The 11,768-nt window shown below is 63.8% G+C and carries 12 protein-coding genes and 2 pseudogenes; 11 read left to right on the top strand and 3 right to left on the bottom strand.

The genetic code is table 11. The features are described 5' to 3' along the window. The 10 genes and pseudogenes from BF95_RS26825 to rplS all read left to right on the top strand — a co-directional run. Positions 1-465 (top strand): annotated as a pseudogene (locus BF95_RS26825) (IS30 family transposase); the annotation flags it as partial. A gap of 377 nt (positions 466-842) precedes the next feature. Beyond that, complete coding sequence (ffh, locus tag BF95_RS23195; RefSeq protein WP_043154890.1) at positions 843-2,312, top strand: signal recognition particle protein; 1,470 nt, start codon at positions 843-845, stop codon at positions 2,310-2,312. Between the two features lie 119 nt (positions 2,313-2,431). Continuing rightward, positions 2,432-2,914 (top strand): 30S ribosomal protein S16, encoded by a 483-nt coding sequence (gene rpsP, locus BF95_RS23190; RefSeq protein WP_043154888.1) that lies wholly within the window; start codon positions 2,432-2,434, stop codon positions 2,912-2,914. Between the two features lie 5 nt (positions 2,915-2,919). Further along, positions 2,920-3,414: a ribosome maturation factor RimM gene (rimM, locus tag BF95_RS23185; RefSeq protein ID WP_043154884.1), complete on the top strand. Its 495-nt coding sequence runs from the start codon at positions 2,920-2,922 to the stop codon at positions 3,412-3,414. Between the two features lie 33 nt (positions 3,415-3,447). Beyond that, positions 3,448-3,717 (top strand): AbrB/MazE/SpoVT family DNA-binding domain-containing protein, encoded by a 270-nt coding sequence (locus tag BF95_RS23180; protein ID WP_043154881.1) that lies wholly within the window; start codon positions 3,448-3,450, stop codon positions 3,715-3,717. Beyond that, complete coding sequence (locus BF95_RS23175; protein ID WP_043154878.1) at positions 3,714-4,088, top strand: type II toxin-antitoxin system VapC family toxin; 375 nt, start codon at positions 3,714-3,716, stop codon at positions 4,086-4,088. Before BF95_RS23180 ends, BF95_RS23175 begins: the two co-directional genes overlap by 4 nt. Continuing rightward, positions 4,088-5,581 carry a serine hydrolase domain-containing protein gene (locus tag BF95_RS23170; protein WP_043154876.1) on the top strand — a complete coding sequence of 498 codons (1,494 nt, stop codon included), beginning with the start codon at positions 4,088-4,090 and terminating at the stop codon, positions 5,579-5,581. Before BF95_RS23175 ends, BF95_RS23170 begins: the two co-directional genes overlap by 1 nt. A 46-nt stretch (positions 5,582-5,627) precedes the next feature. Further along, entirely contained in the window at positions 5,628-5,900 is a 273-nt protein-coding gene (locus tag BF95_RS23165) for a hypothetical protein (protein ID WP_043154875.1), read from the top strand. After that, the gene (trmD, locus tag BF95_RS23160) at positions 5,897-6,634 is read left to right on the top strand and encodes a tRNA (guanosine(37)-N1)-methyltransferase TrmD (protein WP_043154896.1); all 738 of its coding nucleotides are present in this window, start codon (positions 5,897-5,899) and stop codon (positions 6,632-6,634) included. Before BF95_RS23165 ends, trmD begins: the two co-directional genes overlap by 4 nt. Positions 6,635-6,640: 6 nt before the next feature. Then, on the top strand, positions 6,641-7,009 hold the full coding sequence (gene rplS, locus BF95_RS23155; RefSeq protein WP_037479649.1) for a 50S ribosomal protein L19: 369 nt from the start codon (positions 6,641-6,643) through the stop codon (positions 7,007-7,009). Between the two features lie 84 nt (positions 7,010-7,093). On the opposite strand, the gene BF95_RS23150 is transcribed toward rplS, so the two are convergent. Both BF95_RS23150 and BF95_RS23145 read right to left on the bottom strand, forming a co-directional pair. Further along, positions 7,094-8,356 carry an MFS transporter gene (locus tag BF95_RS23150; RefSeq protein ID WP_152542904.1) on the bottom strand — a complete coding sequence of 421 codons (1,263 nt, stop codon included), beginning with the start codon at positions 8,354-8,356 and terminating at the stop codon, positions 7,094-7,096. A gap of 107 nt (positions 8,357-8,463) precedes the next feature. Then, the gene (locus tag BF95_RS23145; RefSeq protein ID WP_043154873.1) at positions 8,464-9,264 is read right to left on the bottom strand and encodes a TrmH family RNA methyltransferase; all 801 of its coding nucleotides are present in this window, start codon (positions 9,262-9,264) and stop codon (positions 8,464-8,466) included. A gap of 129 nt (positions 9,265-9,393) precedes the next feature. Here BF95_RS23145 and BF95_RS23140 point away from each other — a divergent pair. Continuing rightward, positions 9,394-10,492: pseudogene (locus tag BF95_RS23140) on the top strand (AI-2E family transporter). 249 nt (positions 10,493-10,741) lie between these two features. Here the strand turns inward: BF95_RS23140 and BF95_RS23135 are convergent. Continuing rightward, positions 10,742-11,611, bottom strand: a complete 870-nt coding sequence (locus BF95_RS23135) for an FAD:protein FMN transferase (RefSeq protein ID WP_043154895.1) — start codon at positions 11,609-11,611, stop codon at positions 10,742-10,744. Between the last annotated feature and the right edge of the window lie 157 nt (positions 11,612-11,768).

The following is an 11,768-nucleotide window of genomic DNA, read 5'->3' as shown; positions in this document are numbered from 1 at the left end:
TGCTCTTCTCGATAGCTGGGCAGGCCATTCTCGTCGCCCACGAGAGACATTCACGCCTCACCATCGCCGTGCAGCAGAACAGCCTGAAAGCCGATCCTGTGGCAGCTACCCTTGTCCGGATGCTCCGCCCCATGCCCGCCGATCTGCGACAATCGATCACCTTCGACAACGGAACTGAGTTCAGCCGCCACCAGTTCATTGCTAGCCAACTCGGCCTCAACGCCTACTTCTGCGATCCCCGCGCACCTTGGCAGAAAGGCGGCGTCGAAAAACGCCATAGGTCGCCTGCGACGAAATCTACCCCGCAAAACAAACCTCGAAACCTTGCCTGGCAAAGCCATCGACGCCATCATCGCAAACTACAATAACACACCCAGAAAATGCCTCGGCTTCAAAACTCCAGCCGAAACATTCATCCCGTTGCACTTCCAATGTGAATCCACACCCGGATCAAGTCCGGGGTGACGGTGTTTGATGGGTGTTTGCGAACCACCCATCTCTCATTTCCCGCGAAGGCGGGAAGCCATCTTCTTGCGGCCTCCCAAGTGCGGCGCTGGGGAGATGGATCCCCGCTTTCGCGGCAATGACGACCGTGGCGCGGCTCTTCCACCAGTCCGTCCGCGCGCTGCGCTTGCCATTCCGCCCGCTTTCCTCTAAGCGCACGCCCAGCATCGAGCGGTTTGCCGTTCGGTCCCTGACAAATCCATTGAGCGCGCGCCCTGAAAACAGGATGCACCAGGCGTTTTGTATGGACGCTGGTTGGCGAGGTTTCGCCCACCGGCGATTTTGTCGTTTTGGCAGGGTAGCTGTTGTTTTTCGGACCTTTTGGTCCAATTGAGGTGATGATGTTCGATTCGCTGAGCGATCGTCTGGGTGGAGTATTCGAGAAGCTTCGGGGGCGCGGTGCGCTCACGGAGGACGATGTCCGCGCCGCGATGCGCGAGGTGCGAATCGCGCTTCTGGAAGCCGATGTCGCCCTGTCGGTCGTGCGTCAGTTCGTCGATCAGGCAACCGAGCGGGCTGTCGGCAGCGACGTGCTGCGGTCGGTTACGCCGGGGCAGATGGTCGTCAAGATCGTTTCCGACACGCTGACGGAAACGCTGGGGTCCGAAACGTCGGACCTGATGATCGACGTGGCGCCGCCCGCCGTCATCATGATGGTCGGCCTCCAAGGGTCGGGCAAGACGACCACGACCGCCAAGATCGCCAAGCGCCTGAAAGAGCGTGAGCGCAAGAAGGTGCTGATGGCGTCGCTCGACGTGCAGCGTCCGGCCGCGCAGGAGCAGTTGGCCGTGCTGGGCACGCAATGCGACGTCGCGACGCTGCCGATCATCGCCGGGCAGCAGCCGGTCGATATCGCCAAGCGCGCGCTGCAGGCGGCCAAGCTGCAGGGCTTCGACGTGGTGATGCTCGACACCGCCGGGCGTCTGCATGTCGACCAGGCGCTGATGGACGAAATGAAGGCTGTGGCCGATGCCAGCAGCCCCGCCGAAATCCTGTTGGTGGTCGATTCGCTGACCGGCCAGGATGCGGTCAATGTCGCGCAGAATTTCACCGCGCAGGTGCCGCTGACCGGTGTCGTGCTGACCCGGATGGACGGCGATGCGCGTGGTGGTGCGGCGCTGTCGATGCGGGCGGTTACCGGCCGTCCGATCAAATTTGCGGGCACGGGCGAAAAGCTCGATGCGCTGGAGCCTTTCCATCCGCAGCGCGTGGCGCAGCGTATTTTGGGCATGGGCGATGTCGTGTCGCTGGTCGAGCGGGCGGCCGAAAGCATCGATGCGGACGAGGCCGACAAGCTCGCCAAGAAAATGGCAAAGGGTCAGTTCGACATGAACGACCTGCGCAGCCAGCTTAACCAGATGCGCCGCATGGGTGGCCTGGGCGCGCTGGCGGGCATGTTGCCGGGCCTTAAAAAAGCGCAGGCGGCGATGGCCAATAGCGGCGCGAACGACAAGACGCTGATCCATCTCGACGCGATGATCGGGTCGATGACGCCCAAGGAGCGGGAACGCCCCGCGCTGATCAATGCCAAGCGCAAGATCCGCATCGCCAAGGGTGCCGGGCGGACCGTGCAGGACGTCAACCGTCTCCTGAAAATGCATCAGGAGATGGAAACGGCGATGAAGAAGATCCGCAAAATGGGTGGCCTCAAGGGGCTGGCCAAGATGTTCACCGGTGGTGGCGGTGGGGGTATGGGTGGACTCGGCGGGCCGGACGGCGCGGGTGCGCCCGACCTGTCGGGCCTGGGCGGGCTGGGCGGTAACATGCCCAAGCTGCCGCCGGGCTTTCAGAATTTCATGAAGAAGTGAAGTAACCTGTCATCCCAGCGCAAGCTGGGGTCTCACTTCTTCAAGGGGAAGAGAGATCCCAGCTTACGCTGGGATGACGAAATCAAACATATATATTCAAGTCAGAAAGGTTAAGTTCCATGGCAACGTCCATTCGTCTCTCGCGCGGTGGTTCCAAGAAGCGCCCTTATTATCGCATCGTCGTGGCCGACAGCCGCGCACCGCGCGATGGTAAGTTCATCGAGCGCATCGGCAGCTACAACCCCGTCCTGCCCAAGGGCGACGAGAAGCGCATCATCCTGGACGTCGAGCGCGCGAAGCATTGGGTTGCCGCTGGTGCGCAGCCGACCGACCGCGTTGCCCGTTTCCTCGACGCCGCAGGCGTGAAGGAGCGGATCGTCCGCAACAACCCGAACAAGGCTGTGCCGGGCCAGAAGGCCAAGGATCGCGCCGAAGACCGTGCGACCAAGCTGGCTGAAGCCGAAGAAGCCCGCATCGCGGCGGAAGAAGCCGCCAAGGCCCCTGCCGAAGCGCCCGCTGAAGAAGCGCCTGCCGTCGAAGAAGCGCCTGCTGTCGAAGAGGCTCCCGCTGAGGAAGCCGCGGCCGAACAGGCTGAGGGCTGATCCTCTTGACGGACAAGCCCGTCACGCTCGCCGCGATCGTCGGGGCGCATGGGGTGGCGGGCGAAGTCCGTCTCAAGCTGTTTGGCGAAGGGGCCGAAAGCCTCAAAGCCTATGGCAGCTTCGATGCGGCGGGGCGCACATTGACGTTGAAGTCGGTGCGCCCTGGCCCCAATGGCGCGGTCGCCCGCTTTGCCGAGATCGGTGATCGCGGCGCGGCCGAAGCCCTGCGCGGCACGGCGCTGACCGTTCCGCGATCCGCCCTGCCGCCGCTGGCCGAGGGCGAATATTATCATGCCGACATTATTGGCCTGCCGTGCGTTTCGAGCGAGGGCGAGGCCCTGGGCGAGATCATTGCGATCGAGAATTTCGGCGCGGGCGACATCATCGAAGTCCAGCGGCCATCGGTCGAGGGCAAGCCCGGCAAACGCTTCATGGCTCCGATGCATGCGGTGACGCTGGACGCGGAGCGGGCGGTGATTGACGCGCTGTTCGTGGAGTAGTATATACGGTCAGTATATACGAGAGGCATTGCCATGAGCGCGGAATATAAGGCCAAGGTCTTCAAGTCTGGTAACAGCCTGGCGTTGCGCTTGCCCAAGGCTCTTGGCCTGAAAGAGGGCGCGGAAATGACCCTGCGCGAAGAGCAGGGTAAATATAGTTTCGAACCCGCGCATAGCGAACGCAAGATCGATGTCAGCAAGTTCGCGGGCAAGGCCCCGTGGCTGGAACCCTTGCCGCGCGAGGATTTCGACGATTCTCCGCGCGATTGGCACCTGCTCGGCCGTGATGCGTCCGGGGCATGATGCGGCTGCTGGATACCAATAGCTGCATCTATGTGTTTACCGGCGTCTATCCCGCATTGATCGCGCGCATGGCCGACCAGGTTGCGGGCAGTCTTTTCATCTCTTCCATCACCTATGCCGAATTGGCCTATGGTACGATGCAGGGCAAGCCGCCGGCGTCGGACGCGCTGGCTGCCTTTGTCGCGGAAGTGGGCATCCTGCCTTTCGATGAAGCTGCGGCGCAAGCCTATGCTGCCATGCCATTCAGGCGGGGTAGTTTCGATCGGCTCATTGCCGCGCATGCATTGTCCCTCGATGCGGCGCTGGTGTCGCGCAACCTTGCCGATTTCAAGGATATCCCCGGTTTGCGTGTGGAGGACTGGACGCGGTGATGCGATATTTTCTCATCCTGCTCCTCGCCGTCATTCCTTGCGCTGCCCATGCCGCCGACGCGCAGAAGATCGCTGCTACAATTCCTGAGATCGACCGGCTGTTCGCTGATTTTCAGGTGGATAGTCGGGCACCAGGGCTCGTCTATGGCATCGTGGCCGATGGCAAGCTGGTCCATGTGAAGGGGTTGGGCGTGCAGGATCTGGTGCATAAGCGTGCCGTTACGCCCGACAGCCTGTTCCGTATCGCGTCGATGACCAAGGCCTTCACCGCGCTCGCCATCCTGAATTTGCGCGACGAGGGTAAGCTCGGCCTGGACGATCTGGCTGAAGCGCATGTTCCCGAAATGCGGGGATGGACCTATCCGACCAAGGACAGTCCGCGCATCCGCATCCGCGACCTGCTGACTCATAGTGCGGGACTGGTGGATGATAATCCCTGGGGGGATCGACAGACGCCTCTGCCCGAAGCGGATTTTACCCGGATGCTGCAACGGGGCGTACCGTTCAGCACTGCGCCGGGCACGCGTTATGAATATAGCAATTTCGGCTATGCGCTGCTGGGGCGGATCATCGCCAATGTGTCGGGCCAACCCTATCGTCGCTATGTCGAAGGCCATTTGCTGGCCCCGCTCGGCATGGCGTCGAGCGGCTATCAGGTGAGCGAATGGCCGGTCGAGCAGCGCGCGATCGGCTATCGCTGGGAGGATGGGCGCTGGAGCGTAGAGCCGACCATGGCGGACGGGGCGTTCGGGGCGATGGGGGGCTTGCAGACCAGCGCCAAGGATTATGCGCGCTGGGTCGCCTTCCTGCTGTCGGCCTGGCCTGCCCGCGATGATGCGGAGGCAGGGCCGGTAGCACGCGCTTCGGTGCGGATGCTGGCGCAGGGGAGCAATTTCATGGGGGTCGCGCAGCGCAATGGCGCGAGCGGGGCGACAGCATGCCGACAAGCGGTGGCCTACGGGTTTGCGATGCGCGTGGCGCAGGATTGCGACCTGGGACTGACATTGGCGCATGGCGGTGGCTATCCGGGCTATGGCAGCCATGTCATGCTGATGCCTGACTATGGCGTGGGCATCTTCGTCTTCACCAACCGCACCTATAATGGCGGCAGTGGCCCCGCCTGGGACGCCGCTGTGGCGTTGCACAAAGCGGGGGCATTGATCGCCCGGACGATCCCGGTGTCGGCGCTGTTGGCGCACGGTTATGCAGCGGCGGGGCGCATCTATGCGGCGGGCGATGTGCTGGCGGCGCGCGATCGGCTGGCGATGAATGTCCTAATGGACCGGGATGCGGCGCAGTGGCGCAAAAAGATCGCGGCGGTGAAGCAGGAGGTCGGGACATGCGAGAGCGATGCGCCGATCGTCGCGACTGGCGCTCTGGCGGGGCGGTTCACCTGGACGTGCGAGCGCGGGCGGGTGGCGGGTACGATCTTGCTGGCCCCGACGCCTGATGCGCAGATACAGGAACTATCCTTCACGGTGCGGGCACCCTGATAGCACCCATCTGGACGCTGCGGCTGGCATCGCCTAAGCGCTGGTGATGCCCCAGATACTGACCGCTCTCTATTTGATCGCTATGCTGGCTGCTGGCTGGCGCTTGTTCGGCCTTGGCTGGTCGCGTGGCGTGAAGATCGCCACAGCGGTTGCGCTGATCCTGCCTTTCCCGCTCCTCATGCTGTTGCCAGCGCTGATCGAGCCAGCGCGGCCCTTTGCCGACCTGTTGCGGGCCATGGGTTTGACGCTGCTTTTGTGTGGCGCGCTGTGCCTGGGCGGCGGATGGTCGGCCGCCAAGATGCGGGCGCGGCGGCGATGAGCTTTATTGCGCAGATATTGACGCTCTACCCGGAGATGTTTCCGGGGCCGCTGGGGATATCGCTGGCGGGGCGCGCATTGGCCGAGGGGAAATGGGCTTGCGATCCCATCCATATCCGCGATTTTGCGACCGACAAGCATCGCACGGTGGACGATACGCCTGCAGGCGGCGGCGCGGGGATGGTGCTGCGCGCGGACATCCTGGCAAAAGCGGTCGACCATGCGCTGGAGCGGCGGCCCGACCTGCCCGTCCTTGCCATGACGCCGCGCGGGGTGCCGATTACGCAGGCGCGGGTGCGCGAACTGGCGGAAGGGCCGGGCGCGACCATCCTGTGCGGCCGGTTCGAAGGGTTCGATGAACGGATTTTCGACGCCCGGCCGATCGAGCAGGTCAGCATGGGCGACATCATCCTGTCGGGCGGCGAGATGGGCGCGCTGCTGCTGCTGGATGCTTGCGTCCGGCTGCTTCCCGGTGTAATGGGCGCGGCTTCGAGCGGAGTCGAGGAGTCCTTTGAAACAGGGCTGCTCGAATATCCGCATTATACCCGACCGGTCGAATGGGAGGGGCGCACGATCCCGCAGGTGTTGCGATCGGGGGATCATGCGAAGATCGCCGCCTGGCGGAAACAAAGGGCGGTCGATGATACACGGCTAAGGCGGCCGGACCTTTGGGAACGTCACAGCGGCGTTCGGGTCCAGTCGCCCTCTGGTGCGCAACGCGACTTGAAGGACTGACGTTTCATGAACATCCTCCAGCAGATCGAGGCGGAAAACATCGCCGCCCTCGGCAAAGAAATCCCTGAATTCCGCGCTGGCGACACGCTGCGCGTCGGCGTGAAGGTCGTCGAAGGCGAACGGAGCCGCGTCCAGAATTACGAAGGCGTGTGCATCGCGCGTTCGAACAAGGGCATGGGTTCGAACTTCACCGTGCGCAAGATTTCGTTCGGCGAAGGCGTGGAGCGTGTGTTCCCGCTCTATTCGCCCAACATCGATTCGATCACCGTCGTCCGTCGTGGCGTGGTGCGTCGTGCGAAGCTCTATTATCTGCGCGGCCGCACCGGCAAGCGCGCTCGCATCGCCGAGCGCCGCGACGTGCGCACCGAGGGTTGATCCCTCGGCTGTCCCACGGGATAGCGTAGGCACAGGAAAGGGCGGCGTTCCATCGGGAGCGCCGCCCTTTTCTTTTGCGCTGCCTTATCGGCGGCTGGTCCACCACAGGCCCGCCAAGCTGATCGCGGCGGCGGCCGACATGTAGAGGCCGACAAATTCCACGCCCTGGACCGCTATCAGCCAGGTGGCGACGATCGGGGCGAGCGCGCCGCCCAATATGCCGCCAAGGTTGAAGGCGAAGGACGCGCCGGTGTAGCGGAGCTGGATCGGGAAGAGGGCGGGGAGATAGGCCCCCAGCGGCCCATAGACAAAGCCCATCAGGAACAAAGCGAGGCTAAGGATCAGGAAGATGGGCAGCAGCGTGCCCGCGCCCATCATCGGGCCGAAGATCAGCCCCATGAAGACGGTGCCGACACAGCCCCAGGCGAGGACACGAGTCGGGCTGGTCTTGTCCGCCCACCAGCCTGCAATGAGGATGCTGACCGCCATGAACAGGATCGCGCCGAGCTGGATCGAGAGGAAATCGCTGCGGTCGATTTTGAGCGTGGTGGTGCCGTAGCCGAGCGCGAAGGCGGTCGCGATATAATAGATGGCGAAACAGGCGACGACGGCGAAGGTGCCCGCGATCGCTGCGCCCAGATGATGTTTGAACAGCGATGCCAAGGGCATGGCGGGCGGTGGCGCTTCGGCCTGGGCGGCGGCAAATTCGGGGGTTTCAGTGAGTTTGAGGCGGACCCAGAGGCCAAGGAACACCAGCACCGCGCTGCCGAGGAAGGGCAGACGCCAGCCCCAGGCGAAAAATTCCTCTTCGGTCAGGATGGTGCCCAGGATGAGGAACAGGCCATTGGCGGCGATGAAGCCGACGGGTGCGCCCAATTGCGGGAACATGCCAAAGCGCGCGCGCCAGCCGGGCGGGGCATTTTCCACCGCCAGCAGCGCCGCGCCGCCCCATTCGCCGCCAAGGCCGAGCCCCTGGCCAAAGCGCAGCAGGCACAGGATGAGCGGCGCCCACCAGCCGATCTGCGCATGGGTGGGCAGGAAGCCGATGGCCAGCGTGCAGCCGCCCATCAGCATCAGCGAGGTGACCAGCGTCACCTTCCGCCCGACGCGGTCGCCATAATGGCCGAAGACAGCGGCACCGAGCGGTCGGGCGAAGAAGGCGAGCGCGAGGCTGCCGTAGGAGGCCATGAGCTGCGCCGTCGGCGATGAGGAGGGGAAGAAGAGCGCCGGGAAGATCAGGCTGGCGGCGGTGGCGTAGATGTAGAAGTCGTAAAATTCGACGGCCGTGCCGACCAGGCTGGCCGTCAGCACGCGCTTGTGCCGCCACATTTCGCCGATGCCGCTCATCTGTTTCATCTCGCTTACCCCTCTCGTCATTCCAGCGAACGCTGGAATCTCCCTTCTGTTAGCCATTCCCAAAAGAAGTGAGATCCCAGCTTTCGCTGGGATGACGGCTATCCGTTTTTGCGTTTCTGGTTGAGCAATTCATAGGCCATTACCGCCGTCGCCACCGCTGCGTTCAGGCTGTCGGCCTTGCCCAGCATGGGCATCTTCACCAACAGGTCGCATTCGGCTTCATAGGCTTCGGGTAGCCCCTGCGCTTCATTGCCGACGAGCAGGAAGGACGGGCTTTGGTAGCGCGGTTCCTGATAATCATGGGTTGCCTTGAGGCTGGTGCCGATCAGTTCGCCGGGACCAGCGCGCAGCCAGGTCATGAATTCGGGCCAGCGCGCCTGGGTGATCGACTGGGTGAACAGCGCCCCCATCGAGGCGCGGACCGATTCGACCGAGAAGGGATCGACGCAATCGTCGATCAGGATGAGGCCGCCTGCGCCCACCGCGTCGCCGGTGCGCAAGATGGTGCCAAGGTTGCCAGGGTCGCGCAGCGATTGCGCGACGATCCAGATGTCGGCCTTGGTGCGATCAAGCGCGTCCAATGGCGTCAGCCGGTCGCGATAGACGCCGACCACGGCCTGGGCATTATCCTTGCCGCTGATCTTGGACAGGATGTCGGCGCTGGTTTCGATGACGTCGCCGCCCGCCGCTTCCATCGCCGCGATCAACTCTGCAGCGAGCGGATGTGTGGACCCGGCGTGGAACAGCATTTCGGGCAACACGCCTTCCTCGCGCGCTTCGGTCAGGATGCGCAAGCCTTCGGCCAGGAACAGCCCTTCGGCCTTGCGAAACTTCTTTTCGCGCAAGGATCGGACACGCTTCACCAGCGGGTTGGAAAATCCGGTGATTTCGCGTGCCACGGTTGCTCAACGCCCCAATTGCCCAAGGAAACGGCTTCTCTATCGATGGAAACGACAAAAGGACAGAGGGCAGCGGCGGATGGTCGTTAGGCGATGGATTTGATCGCCGAATTTTGCGAAGGAGCGGGCATGGACACCCAAACGCCTCCGTCGCCCTTGCAGGTCTCGCCCAAGATAGAGGACGGCTTCTTCCTGGGCGTCGTGCTGCTGGTTTCGATCGCCTTCCTGATGGTGATCCAGCCCTTCTTTGCCGCGATTTTGTGGGGCGTGATCGCGGCTATCCTGTTTGCGCCGATTTACCGGAATATATTGGGGCATATGCCGACCCACCGCAACGGCGCGGCGTTGATCACGCTGTTCCTGATCCTGGCGATCGTCATCATTCCGGCCTTCGTCCTGGGCGCGGCGCTGTTGCAGGAAGCGGCCTATTTTTACGGCAAGGTCCAGACCGGCGAGATCGACTTTGCCCGCCTTTTTTCGCAGATGGTGGCGGCGCTGCCCGAATGGACGAGACCTTATCTGCGGCGATTGGGCCTGGGCAATTTCGACGCAGCGCAGGCGATGGTGACGAAGGGCATCACCAGCAGTTTCCGGGTGCTGGCGGCGCAGGCGTTTCAGATCGGCCAGAGCGCGTTCAGCTTCTTCATGGCGTTGGGCGTCATGCTCTACCTCTCCTATTTCCTGCTGCGCGATGGCGAAAAACTGTCGCAGCGCATCGTCGCGGCCGCGCCGTTGCGGGCCAGCCAGCGCCAGGCGTTGATCCAGCAATTCGTCATCGTCATCCGCGCGACCATCAAGGGCAGCATCGTCGTCGCCATCGTGCAGGGGCTGATCGGGGGCATCGTCTTTTGGGCCTTGGGGATCGAAGGTGCCTTGCTGTGGGCGGTGCTGATGGGGGCGTTTTTCGCTGCTGCCTGCGGTCGGCACGGCCATCGTGTGGGTGCCGGTCGCCATCTATCTGTTCGCCAGCGGGGCGATCTGGCAGGCGATCATATTGGTGGCGTGTGGCGTCCTGATCATCAGCATGGTCGACAATGTGCTGCGCCCGATCCTGGTCGGTCGCGATACGCGGATTCCCGATTATGTGGTGCTGATCACGACGCTGGGCGGGATCGAGCTGTTCGGCTTCAACGGCATCGTCATCGGCCCGGTGATCGCCGCGCTGTTCATCGCGACCTGGAACATCTTCACCCGGATGCGGCAGGTGGGCGGCCTCGCGGAAAACTGACGCTGGGGTCACAGCTCGAAGTTCACACCGTCGTCGGATGAATTTTGCCCGATAGGAGGCATTTGCAGCGGCAAAGCCACAGGATCGTATCTTTAGCGCGACAGTGACGCGCCAGTTGCGCGACACAAAAGTTCGTGTCGCGCGCCTGTTAGGCGACAGCATAAGGCGGCATGATCGCAGCGGCGCGGGGGACGTCATCCACCAGGATAGATCAGACATAATCCTACATTGGAAGGGTTTGATCCCGCCCTATTCCAGCATCGCGGCGAGTTTTGGCGTCATATATTCCTGTGCGCCGGTGTCCGTGCGGAGGATCAGGCGGGCGGGGAGGGCATGGCGGGTGGCGAGGGTCATGCCGCGCACCGGGCCGAGGATGGTGATCGCGGTGGCCCAGGCGTCGGCGTGCATCGCGCTGTCGTGCAGGACGGTGACCGAGGCGACGCCGGTTTCGCTGGGCGCGCCGGTCGCCGGGTCGATGCTGTGCGAGCGGCGGCGGCCATCTTCCAGGCGGTAGCGGCGATAGTCGCCGGAGGTGGCGACCGACAGGCCGGACAGGGCGACGCGCAGGACCGGGATGGAGAGGTCCGGCGGGGATTCGACATCCACCCACCAGGGCTGGACGTCGGGCTTGATGCCTTCGCCGCGCAGTTCGCCGCCGATTTCTATGAGGAAGTTGGCAAGGCCCATGGCGCGCAACCGGGCGGCGACGGCATCGACGGCGAACCCCTTGGCGATGCCGGAGAAATCGAGCGCGACCGGGGCGAGGCGGCGGGCCTCAACGCCGTCAATCTCGATCGCCTGCCAGGGCGGGGTCGAGGGGGCGGCATCGGGGCGGGGGAGGATGGCGGGACCGAAGCCCCATCGGTCGACCTGATGGCCGATGGCGGGATCGAACGCGCCGTCCGACAGCCGGGCCATGGCGAGGCCTGCGCGCAGGACAGTCAGCATGTCGGCGGGCAGCGGCATCCATGTGCCGATAGCCGTGCGGTTGAAGCGGCTGATGACCGAGTCCGGCTCCCAATTGCTCATCTGCGCGATGATGCGGGCCAGCACCGCCTCGATCTCCGCCGCGCAGTTAGCGGGCGGATCGACGATATGCGCTGACCAGCTTGTGCCCATGGTCGGGCCACCGAGCGTCGTGACGCGGCCCGCCCGCTGTCGCCCGACGAACAGGTCGGGCGACAGGCCGGGCGGGATGGCGATGCGGATGCCGACCGTCAGGGGGCCAGCACTTCCAGCGTCGAGACATAGGCGGCGCGGCGCTGGGGTGGGCCAG

The organism is Sphingobium sp. Ant17 (assembly GCF_000588875.1).
GTDB lineage: Bacteria > Pseudomonadota > Alphaproteobacteria > Sphingomonadales > Sphingomonadaceae > Sphingobium.
Note: the sequence above shows the minus strand (reverse complement) of the source record. Positions and strands in the feature narration are given on the sequence as shown.